The following is a 23943-nucleotide window of genomic DNA, read 5'->3' on the forward strand; positions in this document are numbered from 1 at the left end:
CAACTGTTTTACAGTTATTAAAAATTTTTATTATTATTTTCTTAAAGGAGAACAAACATGGCAGTATTTGAAAAAGTACAAGCAATTATCGTAGAAGAACTTGGTAAGGAAGCAGAAGAAGTAACCCTTACAACAACATTTGACGATTTAGATGCAGATTCATTGGATCTTTTCCAAGTGATTTCAGAAATCGAAGATGAATTTGATATTCAAATTGAATCTGAAGAAGGCTTGAATACAGTAGGTGACTTGGTAGCTTACGTGGAAGGGCAAACAAAATAAAAAGGATAAACAATCAAAAATGCTAGTCTCTAGCATTTTTACTAGGAACGATACTTTGATTATCAAAACATTGAACTATCAAAGTATTTTTTAGATATGGGTAGTGGGATGAAAGGAAATGCCCACTTCCTTGTTTAGTTAATTGTTTGATGTTCAAATGATTAGCTAAGCAACTGATGAATTGAAAAGGGGACATGATGCAAACAAAGATTACAGAACTACTGGGTATTGAGTATCCGATTTTCCAAGGTGGTATGGCTTGGGTGGCAGACGGTGACTTAGCAGGAGCAGTCTCAAATGCGGGCGGCCTAGGGATTATCGGTGGCGGAAATGCCCCGAAAGAAGTTGTAAAAGCAAATATCGACAAGGTCAAGGCTCTGACAGATAAACCTTTCGGAGTCAATATCATGCTCTTGTCTCCCTTTGTCGATGATATTGTCGACTTGGTCATTGAAGAGGGTGTGAAAGTGGTGACAACTGGGGCTGGCAATCCTGGGAAATACATGGAACGTTTCCATGCAGCAGGGATTACAGTGATTCCGGTTGTTCCAAGTGTTGCCCTTGCAAAACGAATGGAAAAATTGGGTGTTGATGCGGTCATTGCAGAAGGAATGGAAGCAGGTGGTCACATTGGAAAATTGACAACCATGACCTTGGTTCGGCAGGTCGTAGAAGCTGTTTCGATTCCAGTGATTGCAGCAGGTGGTATCGCAGACGGTAACGGTGCAGCTGCGGCCTTCATGCTAGGAGCAGAGGCTGTTCAGATTGGGACTCGTTTTGTGGTGGCAAAAGAGTCCAATGCGCATCCCAACTTCAAGGCTAAGATTTTAAAAGCGAAAGATATTGATACAACGGTTTCTGCTCAAGTGGTTGGGCATCCTGTGCGGGCGCTTAAAAATAAGCTTTCAACTGCTTATGCTAGTGCGGAAAAAGATTTCCTACGCGGTTTGAAAGACAGCAAAGACATTGAAGAGTTGGGAGCAGGCGCTCTGAAACATGCCGTAGTTGACGGTGATGTGGAGTACGGTTCGGTCATGGCAGGTCAGATTGCTGGCTTGATTACCAAAGAAGAGTCTTGTGCAGAGATTTTACATGATATTTATAACGGAGCAGCTCGTGTTATCAAGGAGCAGGCTGCACGCTGGGTGACAGGTGGAGAATAAGATGACAAAAACAGCCTATTTATTTGCAGGTCAAGGAGCCCAATACCTAGGGATGGGACGGGATTTGTATGACCGGTATGAGATTGTCAGGAAAACCTTTGATGAGGCGACCAGTGTTCTTGGCTATGATGTGCGTGCCTTGATTGATTCAGATGAGGAACGGCTCAATCAAACTCGCTACACGCAGCCTGCTATCTTGACCGTATCGGTTGCCATTTGGCGCTTGTTGCAAGAAAAAGGAGCAAGAGCTGATATGGTGGCGGGACTCTCTCTTGGGGAATACAGCGCCTTGGTGGCGTCAGGCGCCTTGGACTTTAAAGAGGCGGTTGCCTTGGTGGCAAAGCGCGGTGAATACATGGAAACCGCAGCGCCAGCAGGGAGTGGCAAAATGGTCGCTGTCTTGAATGCGGACCTAGAGACAATTGAGAGTGCCTGTCAAGCTGCGTCTAGTTATGGTATTGTAGCGCCTGCCAACTACAATACTCCCAACCAAATCGTGATTGGTGGTGAGGTTAGAGCGGTTGACAAAGCTGTAGAGTTGCTCAAGGAAGCCGGTGTCAAGCGGCTGATTCCGCTCAATGTATCAGGTCCTTTTCATACCGCCTTGTTGCAATCTGCCTCGAAACAATTAGCCCAAGCTCTAGCGGAAGTTTCCTTCCGAGACTTTGAGTTGCCTTTGGTAGGCAATACTCTAGCGCAAGTGATGACCAAGGAGGAAATCGTGCCTCTCTTGACCCGTCAGGTGATGGAGCCAGTCCGCTTTTATGATTCGATTGCTTGCTTACAAGAGGCAGGGATAACAGGCTTTGTAGAGATTGGTCCAGGGACGGTCTTATCAAGCTTTTTGAAAAAAATTGACCGCTCAGCAAGAATCCAGCAGGTAGAAAATCTCGCTACGCTTGAAGCATTCGTAACGAAGGAGTAACAAATGGAAGTAAGTGGAAAAAATGTATTGATTACAGGATCCAGTCGTGGAATTGGACTTGGTATTGCCCGTGAGTTTGCAAGGCAAGGTGCCAATGTCATTTTAAATGGACGAAGCAGTATTTCAGAAGAAATCCTAGAGAGCTTCTCTGGCTATGGTATCAAGGTTTATGTGGTGCTTGGCGATGTTGCCAGGCAAGAAGATGCCAAGCGCATGGTGGCAGAAGCAACAGAACTTGCAGGTTCTGTCGATATTCTAGTTAATAATGCCGGCATTACCAAAGATGGTCTTGCGCTCAAAATGTCAGAAGATGACTTTGAAGCGGTGCTTAAGGTCAATCTGACTGGCACCTTTAACATGACTCAGGCTGTCTTGAAACCCATGACCAAGGCGAAAGCGGGGGCAATCATCAATTTATCCAGCGTTGTAGGCCTGACAGGAAATGCCGGTCAAGCCAACTATGCGGCTTCTAAGGCGGGTGTGATTGGCTTTACCAAATCGATTGCCCGCGAAGTGGCAGGACGAAATGTCCGTGTCAATGCCATCGCCCCAGGCTTTATCGAATCAGACATGACGGCTGTACTGTCTGATAAAATCAAAGATGCCATGCTCGGACAGATTCCGATGAAACGTTTTGGGCTGGCACAGGAAGTGGCTGAAGTCGCGGTTTTCCTAGCTCGCCAAGAGTACCTCACTGGCCAAGTCGTCGCTATCGACGGTGGCTTAACCATGCAATAAAGGAGTAAGACATGACAACAAATCGTGTAGTAGTAACAGGATACGGCTTAACCTCACCGATTGGCAATACGCCTGAAGAATTTTGGAATAGTTTAAAAACTGGAAAAGTTGGGATTGGTCCCATTACCAAGTTTGATACCAGTGACTACAATGTCCACAACGCAGCAGAAGTGACGGATTTCCCCTTTGACAAGTATTTCGTCAAGAAAGATATGAACCGCTACGACCTCTATTCTCTTTATGCCCTGTATGCGGCCCAGGAAGCCGTTACAAATGCGGGTTTGGAAACGGACCGTCTTGACCGTGATCGTTTTGGCGTGGTCTTGTCAACGGGTATCGGTGGTATCAAGGAAATCGAAGAGCAAGTGGAGAAGATGAATACCAAGGGAGCGAAGCGCATTCGCCCAATGGCGCTGCCAAAAGCTCTTCCCAATATGGCTGCTGGCAATATCGCGATGCAAGTAGGAGCAAATGGAATCTGTAAGTGTGTGATTACAGCTTGTGCTTCCTCAAACGATGCTATTGGCGAAGCCTTCCGTGAAATCAAGTTTGGCTTTCAAGATGTCATTTTAGCAGGTGGATCGGAAGCTGCGATTACACCGTTTGCAATCGGTGGTTTCCAAGCCTTAACCGCTCTTTCCACTACCGAAGACCCGCTGAGAGCTTCGATTCCCTTTGATAAGGATCGTAACGGCTTTGTCATGGGAGAAGGTGCGGCCGTTCTGGTCTTAGAGAGCTTGGAGCATGCTGAAAAACGCGGTGCGACCATTCTAGCAGAAATCGTTGGTTACGGAAATACTTGTGATGCCCACCACATGACTTCTCCTCATCCAGAAGGCCTTGGTGCTATTAAGGCGATGAAGCTAGCGATTGGTGAGGCAGGTTTAGAGCCTCAAGATATCGACTATATCAATGCCCACGGAACGTCTACTCCTGCCAATGAAAAGGGGGAAAGCCAAGCGATTGTATCAGTATTTGGAACAAAGACCCCTGTGTCTTCGACCAAGTCTTATACAGGGCACCTTCTCGGTGCGGCTGGTGCGGTTGAGGCGGTTGCAGTGATTGAGGCTATGCGCCATTCTCACGCTCCAAAAACAGCTGGAACTCAGGAATTGTCTGACTATATTGAAGCAGATGTCATTTATGGTCGAGGGCGTGACATGGAGATTCGCCATGCGATTTCAAATACCTTTGGTTTTGGTGGTCACAATGCAGTCATTGCCTTTAAACGTTGGGAGGATTAAGTGAACAATACAGAGATTAAGGACTTGATGAGCCAGTTTGATCAGTCAAGTCTGCGTGAATTTTCGTATACAAGTGATGGTGTTCAGCTAGTCTTTAGTAAAAATGAACACAAGGCTGATACCGCCACTCCAGTTGTAGCACCAGCCACTGTAGCAGAAGCAGTAGCTGCTCCTCAAGTGGAAGCGACACCAGCACTAGTTACAGGGGCTACACCTAATGCTGCTAGTGAAGGGACAGTAGTAGAAAGTCCCCTTGTAGGCGTAGCCTATCTGTCCCCTTCACCAGATAAGCCAGCCTTTGTGGCGGTTGGGGATACGGTTAAACAGGGACAGACCGTGATGATTATCGAGGCTATGAAGGTCATGAATGAAATTCCAGCCCCATGTGACGGTATTGTGGCTGAAGTCTTGGTCGCAAATGAAGATGTGATTGAATTTGGACAAGGATTGGTACGGATTGTATGATTGATATTCAACAAATTAAGGAAGCTCTTCCTCACCGCTACCCCATGCTCTTGGTCGATCGGGTGCTTGAGGTGACAGAAGATGAGATTGTTGCCTTAAAAAATGTGACCATCAACGAGCCTTTCTTTAATGGGCATTTTCCAGACTATCCAGTCATGCCAGGGGTCCTTATCATGGAAGCTCTAGCGCAGACGGCAGGTGTCTTGGAATTGTCCAAGGAAGAAAATAAGGGGAAGCTCGTCTTTTATGCGGGCATGGACAAGGTCAAATTTAAAAAGCAAGTCGTGCCAGGGGACCAGCTCATCATGACCGCACGTTTTGTCAAACGTCGTGGCACGATTGCGGTTGTAGAAGCTAGGGCAGAGGTAGACGGGAAACTTGCTGCTAGTGGTGTTTTGACCTTTGCAATTGGAAGGTAAGAGAAAGGAGGAGAGCATGTTTCGGAAAATACTGATAGCCAATCGTGGCGAGATTGCTGTACGAATTATTCGTGCGGCGCGTGAATTGGGGATTGCAACGGTGGCCGTCTATTCAACGGCTGACAAGGAAGCTCTCCATACCATGCTAGCGGACGAGGCCATTTGTATCGGTCCAGCCCGTTCGCGGGATTCTTATTTGAACATGAATGCGATTATTTCTGCGGCAGTTGTGACAGGGGCAGAGGCCATTCACCCAGGCTTTGGCTTTTTAAGTGAGAACTCCACCTTTGCGACCCTCTGTGCAGAAGTAGGGATTGCTTTTATTGGGCCGTCTGGTAAGGTGATGGACCTGATGGGGGATAAAATCAATGCCCGCACCCAGATGATTCAGGCAGAAGTACCTGTTATTCCAGGCTCTGATGGAGAGGTTTTGACAGCAGAAGAAGCTCTCGTGATTGCGGAGAAAATCGGCTATCCTGTCATGCTCAAGGCTTCAGCTGGTGGTGGCGGAAAAGGGATTCGCAAGGTCGAAAAGGCTGAGGACCTCGTATCTGCCTTTGAATCGGCTTCAAGTGAAGCTAGGGCCGCTTTTGGAAATGGTGCCATGTACCTAGAGCGGGTCATCTATCCGGCTAGGCACATTGAAGTTCAGATTTTAGCCGACCGATATGGTCATGTCGTGCATTTGGGGGAGCGGGATTGCTCGCTTCAGCGTAATAATCAAAAGGTGCTGGAAGAAGCCCCTTCGATTGCTATCGGGCAAACGCTTCGTGAGGAGATTGGTCAGGCGGCAGTGCGTGCAGCCACAGCGGTTGGCTATGAAAATGCAGGCACAATTGAGTTTCTCTTAGACGAAGCAAGTGGTCAATTCTACTTTATGGAAATGAATACCCGTGTACAAGTAGAACACCCCGTGACGGAATTTGTGACAGGTGTGGATATTATCAAGGAACAAATCCGCATCGCAGCAGGTCAAGAACTGAGCGTAGCACAAGAAGAAATCGTGATTCAAGGGCATGCCATTGAATGCCGCATCAATGCTGAAAATCCAGCCTTTAACTTTGCCCCAAGTCCCGGAAAGATTTCAAATCTTTATCTGCCAAGTGGTGGGTGTGGTGTGCGGGTGGATTCAGCAGTTTATCCTGGCTATACCATTCCCCCTTACTATGACAGCATGATTGCCAAGGTCATTGTCCATGGTGCCAACCGTTTTGAAGCCCTGATGAAAATGCAGCGAGCTCTTTATGAGTTGGAAATTGAGGGTCTTGTGACCAATACAGACTTTCAGCTGGACTTGATTGCAGATAAGCGGGTGGTCGCAGGAGATTACGATACGGCCTATCTTATGGAAGAGTTTTTACCACGCTATCAAGGAAGCTTGGAATAGACTTTACCAGTCATCACTAAAAAGGAGGAGTTATGGCTCTATTTGGAAAAAAGGATAAATACATTCGCATCAATCCCAATCGGTCCCTCCTCAACGAGACCGCTCAGAAAAAGCCAGAAGTGCCTGATGCCCTGTTTTCAAAATGTCCAGCCTGTAAGCGTCTAATTTATCAGAAGGAACTGGGGCAGGAGAAGATGTGTCAGCATTGTTCCTATGCCTTTCGGATTGGCGCTTACGAGCGCTTGACATTAACGGTCGATGAGGATTCCTTTGAGGAGTTATTTACAGGCATTGAGACGACCAATCCCCTGGATTTTCCAGATTATCTGGAAAAATTGGATGCTGTCCGTAAAAAGACAGGGTTAGATGAAGCTGTTTTGACAGGAAGGGCGAGCATTTTAGGGCAGGAGGTCGCCCTTGGTATCATGGATGCGTCCTTTATCATGGCTAGCATGGGGACGGTTGTCGGTGAAAAAATTACCCGTCTTTTTGAATACGCCTTGGAGCAAAAGCTTCCTGTCGTCCTTTTTACGGCTTCAGGCGGTGCTAGAATGCAAGAAGGGATTATGAGCCTCATGCAGATGGCGAAAATCTCTGCCGCAGTCAAACGCCATTCCAATGCCGGTCTCTTTTACCTAACGATTTTGACCGATCCGACAACAGGTGGCGTGACCGCTTCCTTTGCCATGGAGGGGGATGTGATTTTGGCTGAACCGCAGGCTTTGATTGGCTTTGCAGGTCGTCGTGTGATTGAAACGACGGTTCGGGAGCAATTGCCTGATGATTTTCAAAAGGCGGAATTTCTGCAAGAACATGGTTTTGTAGATGCCATTGTCAAGCGTCAGGAATTGCGGAATACGATTGGTTTTCTAGTTAGACTGCACGGAGGAAAGAGATGACGGAGATTGCAAAAATCATTCGACAGGCGCGTGATCAGGCGCGGTTGACCAGTCTGGACTATGCGCGTTTGCTCCTAGACGACTTTATGGAATTGCACGGAGACCGCCAGTTTCGCGATGACGGCGCGGTCATCGGTGGAGTTGGTTTTTTGGGTGGAGAGCCTGTCACAGTAGTGGGCATCCAAAAAGGGAAAAGCTTGCAGGATAATCTCAAGCGCAATTTTGGTCAACCACATCCAGAAGGTTATCGAAAGGCACTGCGCTTGATGAAACAGGCCGAAAAGTTTGGGCGCCCCATTCTCACCCTGATTAACACAGCGGGAGCCTACCCAGGAATCGGAGCAGAAGAGCGCGGCCAGGGTGAGGCTATTGCTCGTAATCTTATGGAGATGAGCGATTTAACAGTTCCGATTATTGCCGTTATTATCGGCGAAGGAGGCTCTGGTGGCGCGTTAGCGCTTGCCGTAGCAGACAGGGTCTTTATGCTGGAAAATGCGATTTATGCAGTGCTTAGTCCAGAAGGGTTTGCATCTATTTTATGGAAAGATGCGAGCCGCTCTATGGAAGCAGCCCGTCTCATGAAGATTACCTCTTACGAACTTCTAAACATGGGAGTGGTGGAGAAGGTTATTTCAGAGCAAGGAAGTCAGAAAGAAGTAATCAAACGCTTGAGACAAGACATCCTGACAACCTTTAAGCACCTAGAGTCCCTACCGACGGAGCAGCTACTGGCAGAACGCTACGAACGCTTTCGGAAATATTAAAAGGAGTAAAGACAAACGATTCTTTCGAAATCATGCTTGTCTTTGCTCCTCTTATTTACTTTTTATAGAGTATTATTCCACATTCCACGCAACGCCCTCGTACTTCCATCCGCGGGTTGAGAGGACGGTTTTTTCATTGGCATCTCGTGTATAGAGGTGCTTTTTAATACCTGCGTGGTACAAACGATAAACTGGTGTCTTCCCACTTGATTTGTAGGCTTCACCCTCTTGGTTCCAACCCCGAGTCGCAAGGACCTGGTACTCGTTGGTATCCATGGTATAGAGGTGAACCTTTAGACCTGGGTGATAGAGACGGTAGACAGGAGTTCCAGAGGCATTGTTACTAGTCCATGCTTGCCCCTCTTGGTACCACCCCCGTGTTCCAAGAACACGATACTCATTTTCGTCTATGGTATAGAGATGAACTTTTAAATCTGGTTGATACAGGCGGTAGACAGGGCTACTTGCTGGAATGACTTCAATATCGAACGATTTTGCATGATATATTGCTGGTCTTGTATCAGTCGTAAACCTAACATCATATTTTTTCATATCATCTAGAAATTGAGGATACGAACTACCGACCGAAATCTCTAATCTTGTTTTGCCAACCGTCACTGCTTTCCAATGACCAGTATCATCTATTTCTAAGACATCTCTAGAAGAATTTGGACCAAAAGAATAAAGGTAGGGCTTCTGAAAATCTTTTAGTGGGCCATCTTGTAAGGGGCGAACTTGTCCAGATTGCCCAAGGACGATTTTCCCTTGCGGTACTGTTGCTTCATCTAAATAAAATTCATTATAGTCAATGTAGGTTGTTGCTTCTGCACTTTGAATAACCGCAAAACACATACAGAAAACGGCAAGTAGCGCAGTTAGATAAATAGTCAGTTTTTTCATCATCAAAAAGCTCCTTTATTTTTAGTATAGCAAAATAAAAAGAGGATGTCTATTGTTTATGCAAGCGCTACCAAGGTGTATTCGTATATCCTATGAAAGTCTTGTATTGCAAGGCTTTTCTGGTTGATGAATGAAAATAATCCCTTGCTTGTTGTCGTTTGAGTGGTTATACGGTTGATTTCTTATCTTGAACAAATCAAAATGAGGTTAGACAGAGCCAGCCTCATTTTAAACGATTTAAATAATCTTAGTTAGGTGCAATGACTTCTGCCCCACCCATGTATGGACGAAGGACTTCTGGGATAGTAACAGAGCCGTCTGCGTTTTGGTAGTTTTCAAGGATGGCAGCAACGGTCCGTCCGACAGCAAGTCCTGAGCCGTTCAAGGTGTGAAGGAGTTTGACCTTGCCGTCTGCCTCATCGCGGTAGCGGATTTGGGCACGGCGTGCTTGGAAATCCTCTGTATTAGAGCAGCTAGAGATTTCACGATAGGTGTTTTGTGCTGGAATCCAGACTTCCAAGTCGTAGGTTTTGGCTGCTGAAAAGCCCATGTCTCCTGTGCAAAGAGCAAGAACACGGTAAGGAAGTCCTAGTTTTTGCAGGATGTTTTCGGCATTGGCAGTCATTTTCTCCAATTCTTCGTAAGATTCTTCTGGTTTGGCAAATTTGACCATTTCAACCTTGTGGAATTGGTGGAGACGAATCAAGCCACGGGTATCACGGCCGGCAGAGCCAGCTTCTGAACGGAAAGACGGGCTCATAGCAGTGAAGTAAATTGGCAAGTCTTTACCGTCTACAATCTCATCGCGGTAGTAGTTGGTAAGCGGCACTTCCGCTGTCGGAATGAGGACAAAGTTTGTCCCATCTAACTCAAAGGTATCTTCCTTGAATTTTGGATATTGTCCTGTACCAAACATTGAATCATGGTTGACCATGTAAGGAGTGATAACCTCTTGGTAGCCTTCTGCGATATGCTCATCGAGCATGAAGTTATAGAGGGCACGTTCCAAACGAGCACCGAGGTTTTTATAGAAGAGAAAGCGTGCGCCTGTTACTTTTGCCCCACGTTCCCAGTCAAGAATCCCTAAGTTTTCACCAAGATCCCAGTGAGCTTTTGGCTCAAAGTCAAATTCGCGTGGTGTGCCCCAACGGCGAACTTCCACATTTTCTTCCTCGTCTGCCCCAACAGGTACGCTATCGTGTGGCGTATTTGGCAAGATGACAAGGATTGCCTGTAATTTCTCGTCAATAGCAAGGAGTTCTGCATCAAGTCCTTTAATGGTAGCAGAGAGTTCTTGCATGGCTGCGATCTTGTCGTCTGCGCTTTCCTTGTTGCGCTTGGCTTGAGCGATTTCAGCAGAAACGGTATTACGTTCTGCCTTTAATTCCTCGACCTTGACTAAGACCTCACGGCGTTTGACGTCGAGTTCCTTGATTTGTGCCAAGGTTTCAGTTGCCACACCACGGGTTGCAAGCTTGGCAGCTACACCGTCAAAATCTGCTCGAATACGTTTCATATCTAACATGGTTTTCCTCCTATAAAAAACGCACCCATGGAAGCGTTGGAGTGACGAGAGCCACGGTTCCATCCAACTTCACATGAGTGCACTTATTTCAGTATCAAAATGGTTACACGGTAGAATTTCATACCATTTGCCTATCTGCTCGCAGCGACCGCAGACTTTCTGAAAAACGCCTGATACTACTTATCCGTTGCGACTATTATACTTGATTTTTTACTTTTTGGCAAATAGATTTTTGAAAAAATGCCCGATTGTCTGTAAGAGAGTCGGTAATTTGACGACTTTTTCATTGCCGATATGCTCTCTTGCATGCTTGAGAATGCTGCCAGTATCTTTTGAAGCAAAGAGGAATTTTCCGCTGTCGGTAAAGACTTGGAAGTGTCGGCTGATTGATTTACTAGAAACGTTTGCGCCGATTTGCTGGATATTTTCCCACGGGATTTGGATGTAGTCTTCGACATTAGCGTCAGCGTAAAACTCGAGAGCCTTGTCCCCAACGAGGAACTTTCCGACCTTGCCTCCAATGCCTAGATAAGAAACTCCAGTTGTTTGAAATTCAACGGTTTTATTTTGTGATTGTGCCATAGTGTATCCTTTACTGTTGTTCTCCTTATTATATCATATTCTATCGTCTTTAATACTGGGGAATACGTTTCGTTTTATCTATCTACTTTTTCTGAGAATAGAGCGAACGAAGTGAGCCAAAAGCGAGACTTTCGCAGTAGTTGTATCCTAAGCGACGGTGAAGTCGTTGCTTAGAACGGGATTTTCGGAGATCTAGAATCGAAAATGAGCATTGCTCCAACAGTCCAGTGGACTGTTGGAGGTTGGAAATACAAGCTTGCATCCGCACTATTTCAGAAAGTATCTTACCCACTAATTTTAATGGAATGTAAATTTGAGTTCAGTGACGATGGAATAAAAAGAAGGCCGAAACCTTCTTTTTGTAGAGTATTACATGATACCTGCTACACGAGCAAGAATACCAACGATAAAGAGTCCAATGATGATGGTGATTGGAGAAACTTTTTTCTTAAGCAACCACATACATAGGAAGGTAAGGAGCAAGTTCATAAATCCTGGAATCAAACCATTCAAGTTATCTTGGAAAGTTGTGACCTTAGTAGGAGTTTGCGAAAGGCCTTGACCAACGAATTCAAAGGCTTGGCGAATCCCTTCACTACCAGCTGGCAGTTGATCCCAATGGATGTATGCTTCTTTAGCAAGTGGCACTTCAGATACCTTGAAGGCAAAGTTGATAGATACCCAACGTTGTGCCAAGACAGCGAGGATAAACATACCAAGAATAGAAGCTCCTTTTGTGATGTCTTGGAGGATACCACCAGACATGTCTTTGGTAATTTCAGAACCAGCCTTGTAGCCGATTTCTTGTGTGTACCATAAGAAGGACATACGAATCAAGTTCCATGCGATGAAGAAGAGAAGTGGGCCGATGATGTTTCCTGTAAGAGCAAGAGAGGCACCAAGAGAACCAAGGATTGGACGAACAGTAAACCAAAAGACTGGATCACCAATACCAGCAAGAGGGCCCATCATACCGATTTTCACCCCTTGGATTGCTGCATCGTCAATATCTGCGCCATTTGCACGTTCTTCTTCAAGAGCAAGTGTTACACCAATGATAGGAGCAGCCACGTATGGGTGTGTATTGAAGAATTCCATGTGGCGTTTAAGAGCTGCAGCTTGGTCTTCTTTATTTGTGTATAATTTTTTAAGAGCAGGGACTAAAGAGTAAGCCCAACCCAAGTTTTGCATACGCTCGAAGTTCCAAGAAGCTTGGAGAAATTGTGAACGCCACCATACTTTTTTACGGTCGTTTACGGAAAGTTGTAGTTTTTCTGACATTGTAAATCTCCCTTCTTAGTAGTCTTCTAGGATATCGCCGATTGGGTCGTTAGAGGTAGCACCTCCGCCGCCATTTCCACCTGTTTTTGAAAGGTGGAGGTAGATAAGGGCGATGGCAACACCAAGGGCACCAAAACCGATAAGGGTGATTTGAGTGACAGCAGCAAGTACGAAACCAATGGCAAAGAATGGCCATACTTCGCGGGTTGCCATCATGTTAATAACCATAGCAAAACCAACAGCTACTACCATACCACCACCGACTTGCATACCGCCTTTGAGCCACTCAGGCATGAGGTTAAGCATAGCTTGGACAGACTCAGCAGGAATCGCAAGAAGCAGAGCGGCAGGAATCGCGATACGAAGTCCTTGAAGTGAAAGAGCGATTAAGTGGTAGCGTTCAATTGCAGCGAAGTTTCCTTTTTCAGCAGCAGCATCAGCTCCGTGCACAAGAGCGACAGAAGCGGTACGAACGAGCATTGTAAGGAAAAGACCTGCAATCGCAAGAGGGATAGCAATCCCTTGAGCAACGCTGATAGCTCCTTGTGAGAAGTCGCCACCTTTTACAAGGATGATAGCAGCAGCAATAGAAGCAAGAGCAGCATCAGGAGCGATAGCAGCTCCGATGTTAGACCAGCCGAGGGCGACAAGTTGAAGTGCACCACCAAGTGCAACACCAGCTGCAAGGTTACCTGTTACAAGACCGACAAGGGTACAAGCAACGATTGGTTGGTGAAATTGGAATTGGTCGAGGACACCTTCCATACCAGCAAGGAATGCAACTACGACGACCAAAATCATTGAAAGTAATGACATGATAAATCCTTTCTTTTCATAACGATATAAGATGAGGTTGAAAACGATTGTTTCTCCCTCTATCGTGCCAAATATGATTGAATTGGTTCAGTTCATCTGAATAGGCGTGCTCAATTGTGATAGGCGAACAATTCAAGTTTGCCGATGAATGAAACCGTCAATCAGACCACAATTTCTAATTAGAAATTAGTGGGGCACATTTGCTTTGTTGATTAAGTCAAACAAGTCTTTCTTCGAGTCGTTTGGCACCTTACGAACGTCAAATTCAACGCCTAAATCACGCAATTTTTCAAAGGTTGCGACATCTTCTTTGTCCATAGAAAGTACATTGTTGACCATGGTTTTACCAGTTGAATGCGCCATTGAGCCGACATTCAAGGTCTTGATTGGTACACCGCCTTCGATTGCACGAAGTGCATCTTGAGGTGTTTCAAATAAGATAAGGGCATGGGTATTTCCAAAGCGAGGATCTTTTGCAACATCAATCAATTTCTGGATTGGTACGACATTTGCTTTGACATTTCCTGGTGCAGCTTGTTTGATCAATTCTTTACGAAGTGAATCAGCAGCTACTGAGTCAGAAGCAACGATGATTCGATCTGCTTTTGAATCGGGTGTCCAAGCAGTCGCAACTTGACCATGCAATAGGCGCGTGTCAATACGAGCAAGGTTGATTTTTAATTTCCCATCTCCGATAACTGTTCCTTCAGGGATAGCAGCTTGGGCGACTGCAACTGTTGGTGCAGCAGCTATTTCTTCTACAGGGTTCAATTCTTCTGGAAGGGCTTTGATTCCGTCTTTAGATTCTTTGATGATGTTTGCAGCAACAGCAGCAACGCCTGCATTTGCATCCATCATACGTTCTGTGTAGGCTTGAATTAACATTGGCAAATTCAAACCAGTAATGATAGCGAAGGTACGGTCTGGGTTTTCTCCCATAACACGACTTGCTTGGTTAAATGGGGACCCACTCCATAGGTCAGCAAGAACCAAGATTTCGTCATTCACATCAAAAGTAGCCACAGCATCGTTGAATTTAGCGTATAAATCGTCTGGTCCTTCATTTGGCATAAAGGTTACAACTTGAACTTTTTCTTGTTCGCCAAAAATCATAGAACCAGATTGATGAATACCTGCAGCAAATTCACCATGGCTTGCAATAATGATTCCGATACTCATTATGTTTCCTCCTAAATAATTTTCCAATCATTGAACAGGCTACCTTCAGTATATGTGCCTATCTACAGTTTCTGAATGTTGTAGTCTAAATCAATGACTAAAGTTCTCCATGTTGCTAATTTGAGCCGACATTTCCGAACTGTCTTATTATAAAACGTTTTCAAATCCTCTGTCAAGTAGATATGTGCTGTTTGGAAGTAAATTTTTTCAAGGATTTCTGAAAAATGGTCTATACATTTACAAACAAGTTTGCATGAAAGCTGATAAATAAAGGATTAAAGAGTTCTGAAATAAGAAAAAAGGATGACAGAGAAGTGTGACATCCGATTGACTGTTGACATAAAAAACAACCTCCCTGTCGGAAGTTGTCTTGCTTTTACTCTATAAAAATAGTCTTTGCAGTTCTTTGGCGACACCATCTTCATCATTGGTGTAGTCTGTTAGGCAGTCAGCATAAGGCAGCAGGGTATCGCTGGCATTTTTCATGGCGTAGCCTGTTCCAGCTAGAGACAACATTTGAACATCGTTGTGCTCATCGCCAAAGGCAATTAGGTCCTTGGAGTCCATGCGGTAGTGATCGAGTAGGTAGCTAAGGGCAGAAGCCTTGGTCACGCCCTTGGCACAGGTCTCAAGGATATTAAGCGGACCACCCCAGGTGTTGATTTCTAGTTCATCATTGAAATAACGATTGATATCATCAGCTAGGGCATATTTATCGGCTGCGCGTGTCTGCATCAAAATGGAATGGGGGTCTGATGTAATCCGCTCAGGCTTGATGAGGGTGTCTGGCGTGATTTGCTCGACCCCTAGGAGGGCAGGGCTAAAATTGTCCAGATAATTTTGTGTGATAAAGAACTTATTTTTGTATTCTCCTGCAATAAAGTCTGCTTCAAACTGCTCTTCTTCTTTTAAAAAGTTGATTAAATACTGCTTGTCAATGAGGATATTTTGCTCCCATTCCCAATTTTGGTCTGGAATATGGATGAGGGAGCCATTGAAGTTAATCATGGGAGTGGTGAGCTCCAGCTGTTTATAATAATCGTAGGCCATGCGGTAGGGCCGGCCGGTTGCGATAATCACGGTGTGACCAGCTTCTTGAACCTTGCGGATGGTGTCAATGGTATCGGTGCTTAGTTGGCTCTGCTTGTTTAATAAGGTCCCATCTAAATCGAGGGCAATCATCTTTTTCGTCATACGAGTCCACTCCTTTTCTGTAAACTATTTATACTATTCGTCAAAATGTTCATCATTCTTCATTTTGAAAGAGAATTGGATGGCATTTTCTATAGAATATAAGTATAGCAGAATACGGTAGCTTTCGCAAAGATGGGGCGTTTGTTGCGGTCATCCGACATTTATTATTCGATGGTTAAAACTGTATAGAGGAGATAAAATCAGTAAAATCCGAACATTCATTTTCTAAATTAGGTGCTTATTCAAAAAAGAAAACATTTTCACGAACATTAGGGTTGAAAAGTGAATGTTTTTTGTTTATAATATATTTATCGTTCGTAAATAAAGGAGATTTTTGAAAAATGGACAAGTTTTTTGGTCTAAAAGAACATGGAACGACAGTTTCAACGGAAATCATGGCAGGTTTGACGACTTTCTTCGCCATGTCATACATTTTATTTGTTAATCCAAGTGTATTGAGTGTGGCTGGTATGCCTTCACAGGCGGTATTCTTAGCAACGATTATTGCAAGTACCGTATCAACTCTCATTATGGGGCTCTTTGCTAACGTTCCGTATGCCTTGGCACCAGGAATGGGCTTGAATGCTTTCTTTACCTATACAGTCGTTATCGGACTTGGATTTACGTGGCAGGAAGCCTTGGCAATGGTCTTCCTTTGCGGTCTGTTTAATATTTTTATTACCGTTACAAAGGTGCGTAAGAGTATTATCAAGGCGATTCCAGTTAGCTTGCAACATGCTATCGGTGGTGGTATCGGGGTGTTCGTTGCTTATCTTGGTTTCAAAAATGCTAACCTTATTACTTTCTTGACATCAGGGTCTGATATCATGACAGTCAATGGCGTGGCTCCTGCTGATGCGACAGCGGAGACCTTCTCAAATGGAGTCTTTTCAGTCCTAGCTGGTGGAGGAGTTGTTCCAGCTATTTCAACCTTTACAGATCCAAGTGTTCTCTTAACAATCTTTGGTCTAATTTTGACAGCTATCTTAGTTATTAAAAATGTCCGTGGTGGTATCTTGATTGGGATTGTAGCGACAACGCTTGCGGGTATTCCAGCGGGTGTGGTCGATCTTTCTTCTATCAACTTTGCAGAAAACCATATCGGAAGTGCTTTTGCAGAGTTAGGGACAACCTTCCTTGCATCCTTTGGTGGCATGTCATCACTCTTTAGTAATACAGAGCGTTTGCCGTTGGTCTTGATGACAATCTTTGCTTTCAGCTTGTCTGATACGTTTGATACGCTTGGTACCTTTATCGGTACAGGTCGTAAGACAGGAATCTTTTCTGCAGAAGATGAAGCTGCCCTTGAGAACGGAAAAGGGTTCAACTCAAAAATGGACAAGGCTCTCTTTGCCGATGCTATTGGTACGTCAATCGGTGCGATTTTCGGAACTTCTAATACAACGACTTACGTTGAGTCTGCAGCGGGTATTTCAGCAGGTGGACGGACTGGTTTGACTGCGGTAACGACAGCTATCTTGTTCCTATTGTCTATCCTTATCTTGCCATTTGTCGGCATTGTTCCGGCAGCTGCAACTGCTCCAGCTCTTATCATCGTAGGGGTCATGATGGTATCTTCTTTCCTTGATGTGGATTGGAGCAACTTTGAAGATGCGCTCCCAGCCTTCTTTGCAGCCTTCTTCATGGCACTATGTTTCTCTATCTCGTACGGAATTGCAGCGGCCTTTATCTTCTATTGCTTGGTCAAAGTCTCAACAGGCAAGGCAAAAGATATTCACCCAATTCTTTGGGGGGCAACAGCCTTGTTCATTCTGAACTTTATCATCTTAGCGATTCTCTAACATAGGTACTTTCTAAAAATAGACGGGGTTGAGTCAAAGAAGACTAGCTTCGTCTTTTTATATAATCAGCAAGGTAAGTGACAAATCTAAGAACCTGTATTCATAAGCTCCTGAATAGAGTTGCTGAGCTGTGAATACAGATTCTTAGATTTCAGTTTTTTAGAGTATAGAGTGACAAAGCCTTGCCACTATGGTATAATATAGGGCATGTATAGTCAGAATGAAGAAGAATTGATTGCGCTAGGACAGGCGATTGGCTGTAAGCTACGAGCAGGTGATGTGTTAGTTTTAACGGGTGATTTGGGTGCGGGGAAAACCACCCTGACCAAGGGGATTGCTCAAGGTCTTGAGATTAAGCAGATGATTAAAAGTCCGACCTACACCATTGTTCGTGAGTATGAGGGGCGCTTGCCACTCTACCATTTAGATGTTTATCGGATTGGGGATGACCCTGATTCGATTGACTTGGATGACTTTCTCTATGGAAATGGCGTGACGGTGATTGAATGGGGGGAGCTTCTGGATGCCTCACTTTTAGATGATTTTCTACGGATTGTCATTGAAAAAGTGGAGGATGGTCGTAAGCTAGCCCTTGAGCCGCAAGGCAAACGCAGTCAGGCCCTGGCAGAGGAGATTGGTCATGGCGCAGGTTGAAAAAGAGATTTTCTTTGCAGAAGCAGAAGGCTCACATGCAGCAGCTTTCATTGACTTTATGAACCAGGTGGCAAAAGAGACCGACTTTCTTGTCATGGATGAAACAGGTTTTCAGTTTACAACGGAGCAAATGGCGTCTATTTTTGAACAGAGTTTTGGCAGTTCAAACCAACTTCACCTTCTTGCCTTATATGGGGAAGAGGTGATTGGAGCAGTCACTGTTCGCGCTTCAAAGCAGTACCGAATCAGTCACATTGGCAATGTCTTTATCGCTTTACGAAAAGACTATTGGGGGCACGGTATCGGACGTATTTTACTAGAAGAAGTGATTGAATGGGCAAAAAGCTACGATATCATCAAGCGGCTGGAGTTGACGGTTCAAGTACGCAATGACCGTGCGGTTGCCCTGTATCAAAAAATGGGATTTGATATTGAAGGCACTCAAAAATGGGGTGCAAGAACAGACGAAGGAGAATGGCTTGACCTGTATTACATGGGCAAGTTGATAGACGATAATGAGTATTGGTAAGAAAATTTTTCTCATGATTCTGGCCATTGTGGGCTTAACAGTTGGAGCTGGAGTGCTCTATGCAACAACGGTATTGAATTATTCGACAGATAGTTTTTCGAAGACCTTCAAATCGATTGGGGGACAGGAAGAGGATCATGTGATTGAAGCGACGGAACCTCTTACGGTTCTCTTGATGGGGGTCGATATGGACCAGGCTAGCCGTGGTGGTACTTGGGAAGACGGGCGGAGCGACTCGATGATTTTGGTCACGGTTAATCCCAAAACCCAAAAGACAACCATGGTCAGCTTAACGCGCGATATTATGGTAGAAATTGCAAACGCCGATGGAAGCTCAAGCGGAACTGTTGAAAAGCTCAACCATTCCTACAGTTACGGTCAGGCTCCGATGGCGATTGCAACGGTTGAGAAGATGTTAGACATCAATATCAATCGCTATGTCGAAATCAACATGGACGGGTTAATTGAATTGGTTGATGCGATTGGTGGGATTACTGTGAATAATACCCTCGGTTTTCCGATTTCCATCAGCGAGCGTGAACCGGCCTATACAGCTGTAGTAGAACCTGGAGAGCAACATATTAATGGAAATCAGGCATTAGTTTATTCTCGGATGCGCTACGATGATCCAGAAGGAGATATCGGTCGTCAAAAACGCCAACGTGAAGTGATTCAGGCGATTGTGAAAAAACTGTTGAATCTGAACGGAATTACCCAGTATAAGCCAATTTTAGATGCCATTTCAAACAATATGCGTACGAATGTATCGATTACGCCAAGTACTTTACCAGCCCTTTTAGGTTATAAAGATTCCTTGAAGACAATTGAGAGCCACCAATTGGTCGGTGAGGGTCGGATGATTGATGAGCTCTACTATCAAATTCCAACCAGTGAAGAACTACTGGAAGTTCAAAATATTATTAAAGATTCTCTAGGCTTGCCGATTTCTACGGAATTGAAAACAAATGTCAGAGTTTCAACGACCGCTACCCCTATTTCGGTGATTAATGCCTATACGGATTTACCAGGTATTACTACAGTTGGTGAGGGTGGAGACCAGACAGCAACTACTGGATTTGACACTCCTCAATAACAAAAAGTAAAAACCAAGCCATGAAGCTTGGTTTTTACTTTTCTTGGTATTTTGCCTGTATCTTTTGAATCTCACTCAGATTTCCTGCAATGCTTTGCTGGTAGACCCGCAGTTTGTATTGGAGGTCTTCGGCCATATCCTGAAGTGGCTCCTGATAGGCTTGGAGAAAGGCAAGTTGTTCTTGGATATTCTGGTAACTGTCTTTGATACGGTGGATGATGTCCATCGTTTCAGTCGTTTCATGCGCGATTTTGTCGCGGTTTTTGACTGCTAGATAGGCGATAGTCGCGGTTGTGCCCGCTGCAATAAGGTGTGTTAGTTTCATTTTGCCTCCATGCGTAGTTCATCTGCTAATTGTGCTAGGGCTGGGAAATCAGGTTCGTTGGCATCAAAGGAAATGTGTAGTCCGTCATTTTCATCAAAGCGGGGTAAGAGGTGGACATGGGTGTGAAAAACAGTCTGTCCAGCACTTACTTCCATGTTGCTAATCAGATTGACTCCGCTTGCTCCAAGCTTTTCTTTTAAATGCTGCGCGATTTGTGGTATTTTAGCAAAAAGCGCTGTGCTTGCCTTTTCATCCATTTCTAGGAGATTGCGGAAGTGTTCTTTGGGAACGACAAGGGTATGCCCCTTTGTGACCTGAGTGATGTCTAAAAAAGCAAGAATCTGATCATCTTCGTAGACAATAGATGAGGGAATCTCTCCAGCAACGATACTACAAAAGATACAATCTGACATAAAGCAAACCCCTTTTCCAAAATTCTGTTATAATAAGTATATCAAATTATAGGAAAAAATGTATGTTAGAAGTAAAAAATGTGACGGGGGGCTATGTCAATATCCCTGTTTTAAAAGATATTTCCTTTCAAGTGGCAGATGGTGAGTTAGTCGGCTTGATTGGTTTAAATGGGGCGGGAAAGTCAACTACCGTTAAGGAAATTATTGGACTCTTGTCACCCTATCAAGGACAGATTTTAATTGATGGGGAGAGTCTGCAGGCCAATCCGCAAGCCTACCGCAAAAAAATCGGCTTTATCCCTGAAACACCTAGCCTATATGAAGAATTAACCTTGAAAGAGCATTTGGAAGTGGTGGCTATGGCCTATGACTTGGACTGGGACGAGGCTTTTACTCAGGCTGAAAAGTTGCTTAAAATCTTCCGTTTGGATGAAAAATTAGATTGGTTTCCAGTGCATTTTTCAAAGGGAATGAAGCAAAAAGTGATGATTATTTGTGCCTTTATGGTTAGTCCGAGCCTCCTGATTGTCGATGAGCCCTTTTTGGGACTCGATCCAGTAGCGATTGATGATTTGATTCACTTATTGGAAGAAGAAAAGGCAAAAGGGACGTCTATCTTGATGTCGACCCACGTGCTGGACTCGGCTGAGAAAATGTGCGACCGTTTTGTCATCTTACACCAAGGTGAGGTAAGAGCGGAAGGGGACTTGGCAGAGTTACAGGCAGCATTTGGACGCGAACAGGCGAGCTTGAATGAACTCTATCTTACTCTAACCAAAGAAGGAGAAGGGGCATGAACGGACTGTTTCAGGAGCGTAGACAGGATTTTACCCAGCGCTGTCTCAAATACCTTCGCTACGTCTTAAATGATCACTTTGTCCTCGTTCTAATGGTTTTGCTTGGCTTTCTAGCCCTGCAATACCGCTCACTCTTAGAAGATTTTCCAGAAAATCCTTGGCTTGTCTATCTATTACTAGCCGTTGCAAGTTTTCTCCTTTTTTTTACAGGACGAATTGCGACCTATTTGGAAGCTGCTGACCGCATTTTTCTCTTGCCAAAAGAGGCGCATGTTCTCAGCTTGATTCAGGGAGCACGCCTGCGTGCTATGTTGATTTGGGGAATGGTGCAGGTTTTGGGACAAGTCTTGCTCGTGCCACTTTATCTGAAACTAGGCTGGTCACTTCTTGTTTTTGGAATCTATCTCGTAGTCTTGTCTGTAGGAAAATATGCTTGGCTCGTCTTTCAGACCCGTTTTGTCGTCCAAAGAAAGTTGGATTGGGATAGGGCGGTGCAGTATGAGATCAAGCGCAAGCAGAGTATTTTACAGTTTTATTCCCTCTTTACTCATGTTAAGGGGATTAGTAGTGATGTCAAACGGCGCAAGTATTTAGATATGGTGCTTACCTTTGTCAAGAAAAGACAAGACAGGACGTGGGATTACTTGTTTGTTCGCAGTTTTTTGCGTTCGGGAGATTTTTTCTGGCTCAGCCTGCGGTTGTTAGCCCTAAGTGTGGCGAGTCTTGTTCTCATTCAGGAATCATGGCTCGCAACGGGATTAGCAGTCTTATTTGACTATCTCTTGCTCTTTCAATTGCTACCGCTCTACCATGTCTATGACTACCAGTACCTGACTTGTTTGTATCCTCTCAGTAAAGAAAATAAGGTGGCGAGTTTTAAGCGCATTGTTCAGTGCATTATGTATTTGGGTGTCATTTTACAGGTGCTAGTTGGAATAGTGGTGTTACAAGAGAAAATCTATCTTATCGTGCTAGCGGGAGTGGGAATCATTTTAGCCCGCCTTTATCTCGGATTGAAATCAAAGAAATTGATTGACTAATAGACTGAAAACTAGTAAAATAGTAAAGAATTTTTTAAAGGAGAACTGGCATGCAATTTGATACAAGCGGACTTCGTCTGCAATCGATCGCAGGAAATAGTGGTAAAGCATTTAAGGGCATGCGAACAGATGGAACGCCCGTTTTTGTCAAATATGAAATGCCTCCGATTGTTTCGGCTTTGGCGCATGAACAGATTACTCCGCCTGTCCTTTCTGCCAATCGAGAGTTGGGAGTTGGCCAGCGTGTGGAGCAGGAATGGCTAAATGGTCATACGTTGACCCGCTCTGAGATGGGAGGCAAGCAGGTTCAGCAGATTTTGGTGCGGATGCACTATTCCAAGATGTTGCTCAACCAAGCCTTACAGTTAAATTATACCTATCAGGAGCCCCAAGATTTGGTTCGCAAGTGGCAGCAAGAAGCGCCAGCTCGCCTTGCTAAAAACAGCTATCTTCAGTCGGTTTGTAGTGACTTGTTGAATCATTTGCCAACTTTCCGTAAGGATGTGGCGACCTTTGTCCATGGGGATTTACACCACACGAATTGGGTAGAGACGACCAGTGGCTTGATTTATCTGACAGACTGGGAGACAGCTTGTGTAACAGACCGAATGCTTGATGTGGCCTATTTATTGACCCACTATATTCCAAGACAATCCTGGGAAGAATGGCTCAGAAGCTACGGCTACAAGTACAATCAAACGGTTTTAAACAAGATTTACTGGTATGGTCAGCTAGGTTATCTCAACCAAATTGCTAAACATGTCGAAAGCTATGACATGGAAGCTGCCAATAAAGAAATTTACGCCTTACGGTATTTCCGTAAGAGCTATTACAAGGAAGTATGAGAGTAAGAAATCGTAAAGGAGCTAGCGATATGCTAGCAGCATACCCTCAGTATGTTATCTTGACTCCTGAGGAGTGTAAAGGAAAATGGGCGAACATTTTTGGAAATAGTAATCCCATTCATATCGAAGTGGGTTCTGGAAAAGGACGCTTCATTACAGGGATGGCAGCTCAGAACCCTGATATTAACTATATCGGGATTGACATCCAGATGACAGTGCTAAGTTATGCTTTGGATCGTGTGGTCGAGACAGGTTTGCCCAATATTAAATTGTTGCAGGTGGATGGCTCTAGCTTGACCAACTACTTTGCACCAGCAGAAATTGATCGGCTCTACCTCAATTTTTCAGATCCTTGGCCGAAGAAACGCCATGAAAAACGCCGCTTGACCTACAAGAGCTTTTTGGATACCTATAAGGAAATTCTACCAGAAAAGGGAGAAATTCATTTCAAGACCGACAATCGTGGCCTGTTTGAATACAGTCTTGTTAGCTTTTCTCAGTATGGCATGACGCTAAACGGTGTCTGGCTTGATTTGCACGCCAGCGCCATGGAAGGTAATGTCATGACCGAGTACGAAGAAAAGTTCTCCAAGAAGGGACAAGTTATTTATCGTGTGGAGGCTGAGTTTTAAAAAGGGTATGAATCAAAAACAGCATATCCCTTTACAAAGCCTTAGAAATA

General features: G+C 44.6%; 27 protein-coding genes. 18 read left to right on the plus strand and 9 right to left on the minus strand.

Annotation, left to right across the window (positions count from 1 at the left end; translation table 11 throughout):
• Positions 1-57 precede the first annotated feature (57 nt).
• The 10 genes from CHF41_RS03490 (at position 58) to CHF41_RS03535 (ending at position 8286) form a co-directional block, all read left to right on the plus strand.
• A complete protein-coding gene (locus tag CHF41_RS03490; protein WP_119876008.1) occupies positions 58-282 on the plus strand; it encodes an acyl carrier protein in 225 nt (74 codons plus the stop codon).
• Between the two features lie 197 nt (positions 283-479).
• Positions 480-1445: an enoyl-[acyl-carrier-protein] reductase FabK gene (gene fabK / locus CHF41_RS03495; RefSeq protein WP_119876009.1), complete on the plus strand. Its 966-nt coding sequence runs from the start codon at positions 480-482 to the stop codon at positions 1443-1445.
• 1 nt (position 1446) lies between these two features.
• Positions 1447-2370 (plus strand): ACP S-malonyltransferase, encoded by a 924-nt coding sequence (fabD, locus tag CHF41_RS03500; RefSeq protein WP_119876010.1) that lies wholly within the window; start codon positions 1447-1449, stop codon positions 2368-2370.
• A gap of 3 nt (positions 2371-2373) precedes the next feature.
• Positions 2374-3108, plus strand: a complete 735-nt coding sequence (gene fabG / locus CHF41_RS03505) for a 3-oxoacyl-[acyl-carrier-protein] reductase (protein WP_119876011.1) — start codon at positions 2374-2376, stop codon at positions 3106-3108.
• A gap of 11 nt (positions 3109-3119) precedes the next feature.
• Complete coding sequence (gene fabF / locus CHF41_RS03510) at positions 3120-4352, plus strand: beta-ketoacyl-ACP synthase II (RefSeq protein WP_119876012.1); 1233 nt, start codon at positions 3120-3122, stop codon at positions 4350-4352.
• Positions 4353-4817, plus strand: a complete 465-nt coding sequence (gene accB / locus CHF41_RS03515) for an acetyl-CoA carboxylase biotin carboxyl carrier protein (protein ID WP_119876013.1) — start codon at positions 4353-4355, stop codon at positions 4815-4817.
• On the plus strand, positions 4814-5236 hold the full coding sequence (fabZ, locus tag CHF41_RS03520; RefSeq protein ID WP_119876014.1) for a 3-hydroxyacyl-ACP dehydratase FabZ: 423 nt from the start codon (positions 4814-4816) through the stop codon (positions 5234-5236). Before accB ends, fabZ begins: the two co-directional genes overlap by 4 nt.
• Positions 5237-5252: 16 nt before the next feature.
• On the plus strand, positions 5253-6623 hold the full coding sequence (accC, locus tag CHF41_RS03525; protein WP_119876015.1) for an acetyl-CoA carboxylase biotin carboxylase subunit: 1371 nt from the start codon (positions 5253-5255) through the stop codon (positions 6621-6623).
• A gap of 32 nt (positions 6624-6655) precedes the next feature.
• Positions 6656-7522 (plus strand): acetyl-CoA carboxylase, carboxyltransferase subunit beta, encoded by an 867-nt coding sequence (gene accD, locus CHF41_RS03530; RefSeq protein ID WP_119876016.1) that lies wholly within the window; start codon positions 6656-6658, stop codon positions 7520-7522.
• Positions 7519-8286, plus strand: coding sequence for an acetyl-CoA carboxylase carboxyl transferase subunit alpha (locus CHF41_RS03535; protein ID WP_119876017.1), 768 nt, complete (start codon positions 7519-7521; stop codon positions 8284-8286). Before accD ends, CHF41_RS03535 begins: the two co-directional genes overlap by 4 nt.
• Positions 8287-8358: 72 nt before the next feature.
• Here CHF41_RS03535 and CHF41_RS03540 read toward each other — a convergent pair whose 3' ends face one another.
• From CHF41_RS03540 to CHF41_RS03570, 7 genes are all read right to left on the minus strand, one after another.
• Positions 8359-9189 carry a hypothetical protein gene (locus tag CHF41_RS03540; protein WP_119876018.1) on the minus strand — a complete coding sequence of 277 codons (831 nt, stop codon included), beginning with the start codon at positions 9187-9189 and terminating at the stop codon, positions 8359-8361.
• Positions 9190-9433: 244 nt separating this feature from the next.
• Positions 9434-10711, minus strand: a complete 1278-nt coding sequence (gene serS, locus CHF41_RS03545) for a serine--tRNA ligase (protein WP_119876019.1) — start codon at positions 10709-10711, stop codon at positions 9434-9436.
• A gap of 210 nt (positions 10712-10921) precedes the next feature.
• The gene (locus CHF41_RS03550) at positions 10922-11293 is read right to left on the minus strand and encodes a DUF956 family protein (RefSeq protein WP_119876020.1); all 372 of its coding nucleotides are present in this window, start codon (positions 11291-11293) and stop codon (positions 10922-10924) included.
• A gap of 369 nt (positions 11294-11662) precedes the next feature.
• Entirely contained in the window at positions 11663-12574 is a 912-nt protein-coding gene (locus CHF41_RS03555) for a PTS system mannose/fructose/sorbose family transporter subunit IID (protein WP_119876021.1), read from the minus strand.
• Between the two features lie 15 nt (positions 12575-12589).
• Positions 12590-13390 carry a PTS mannose/fructose/sorbose transporter subunit IIC gene (locus CHF41_RS03560; protein ID WP_119876022.1) on the minus strand — a complete coding sequence of 267 codons (801 nt, stop codon included), beginning with the start codon at positions 13388-13390 and terminating at the stop codon, positions 12590-12592.
• 186 nt (positions 13391-13576) lie between these two features.
• Positions 13577-14569 carry a PTS sugar transporter subunit IIB gene (locus CHF41_RS03565; RefSeq protein WP_119876023.1) on the minus strand — a complete coding sequence of 331 codons (993 nt, stop codon included), beginning with the start codon at positions 14567-14569 and terminating at the stop codon, positions 13577-13579.
• A gap of 381 nt (positions 14570-14950) precedes the next feature.
• Positions 14951-15763, minus strand: coding sequence for a Cof-type HAD-IIB family hydrolase (locus CHF41_RS03570; protein ID WP_119876024.1), 813 nt, complete (start codon positions 15761-15763; stop codon positions 14951-14953).
• A gap of 341 nt (positions 15764-16104) precedes the next feature.
• Between CHF41_RS03570 and CHF41_RS03575 the strand changes: the two genes are divergently transcribed.
• From CHF41_RS03575 to lytR, 4 genes are all read left to right on the plus strand, one after another.
• Complete coding sequence (locus CHF41_RS03575; protein WP_119876025.1) at positions 16105-17565, plus strand: NCS2 family permease; 1461 nt, start codon at positions 16105-16107, stop codon at positions 17563-17565.
• 207 nt (positions 17566-17772) lie between these two features.
• Positions 17773-18219 carry a tRNA (adenosine(37)-N6)-threonylcarbamoyltransferase complex ATPase subunit type 1 TsaE gene (tsaE, locus tag CHF41_RS03580; RefSeq protein WP_119876026.1) on the plus strand — a complete coding sequence of 149 codons (447 nt, stop codon included), beginning with the start codon at positions 17773-17775 and terminating at the stop codon, positions 18217-18219.
• Entirely contained in the window at positions 18206-18748 is a 543-nt protein-coding gene (locus CHF41_RS03585) for a GNAT family N-acetyltransferase (RefSeq protein ID WP_119876027.1), read from the plus strand. Before tsaE ends, CHF41_RS03585 begins: the two co-directional genes overlap by 14 nt.
• Positions 18735-19841: a glycopolymer--peptidoglycan transferase LytR gene (gene lytR, locus CHF41_RS03590; RefSeq protein WP_119876028.1), complete on the plus strand. Its 1107-nt coding sequence runs from the start codon at positions 18735-18737 to the stop codon at positions 19839-19841. The genes CHF41_RS03585 and lytR overlap by 14 nt, the downstream gene beginning before the upstream one ends.
• Before the next feature lie 34 nt (positions 19842-19875).
• Here the strand turns inward: lytR and CHF41_RS03595 are convergent, their stop codons facing one another.
• Together CHF41_RS03595 and CHF41_RS03600 are read right to left on the minus strand one after the other, a co-directional pair.
• Entirely contained in the window at positions 19876-20166 is a 291-nt protein-coding gene (locus tag CHF41_RS03595; RefSeq protein ID WP_119876029.1) for a chemotaxis protein, read from the minus strand.
• A complete protein-coding gene (locus CHF41_RS03600; RefSeq protein ID WP_119876030.1) occupies positions 20163-20579 on the minus strand; it encodes an HIT family protein in 417 nt (138 codons plus the stop codon). Before CHF41_RS03600 ends, CHF41_RS03595 begins: the two co-directional genes overlap by 4 nt.
• A gap of 62 nt (positions 20580-20641) precedes the next feature.
• Between CHF41_RS03600 and CHF41_RS03605 the strand changes: the two genes are divergently transcribed.
• Genes CHF41_RS03605 through trmB form a run of 4 tightly spaced genes read left to right on the plus strand, consistent with a single transcriptional unit; the run spans position 20642 to position 23893 of the window.
• Positions 20642-21376, plus strand: coding sequence for an ABC transporter ATP-binding protein (locus tag CHF41_RS03605; RefSeq protein ID WP_119876031.1), 735 nt, complete (start codon positions 20642-20644; stop codon positions 21374-21376).
• Positions 21373-22416: an ABC transporter permease gene (locus tag CHF41_RS03610; RefSeq protein WP_119876032.1), complete on the plus strand. Its 1044-nt coding sequence runs from the start codon at positions 21373-21375 to the stop codon at positions 22414-22416. The genes CHF41_RS03605 and CHF41_RS03610 overlap by 4 nt, the downstream gene beginning before the upstream one ends.
• A gap of 50 nt (positions 22417-22466) precedes the next feature.
• Entirely contained in the window at positions 22467-23261 is a 795-nt protein-coding gene (ccrZ, locus tag CHF41_RS03615) for a cell cycle regulator CcrZ (RefSeq protein ID WP_119876033.1), read from the plus strand.
• Positions 23258-23893, plus strand: a complete 636-nt coding sequence (gene trmB / locus CHF41_RS03620; protein WP_119876034.1) for a tRNA (guanosine(46)-N7)-methyltransferase TrmB — start codon at positions 23258-23260, stop codon at positions 23891-23893. Before ccrZ ends, trmB begins: the two co-directional genes overlap by 4 nt.
• Positions 23894-23943 lie beyond the last annotated feature (50 nt).

The sequence above is a fragment of the Streptococcus respiraculi genome, from assembly GCF_003595525.1.
In the GTDB taxonomy this organism is placed as follows: Bacteria; Bacillota; Bacilli; order Lactobacillales; family Streptococcaceae; genus Streptococcus; species Streptococcus respiraculi.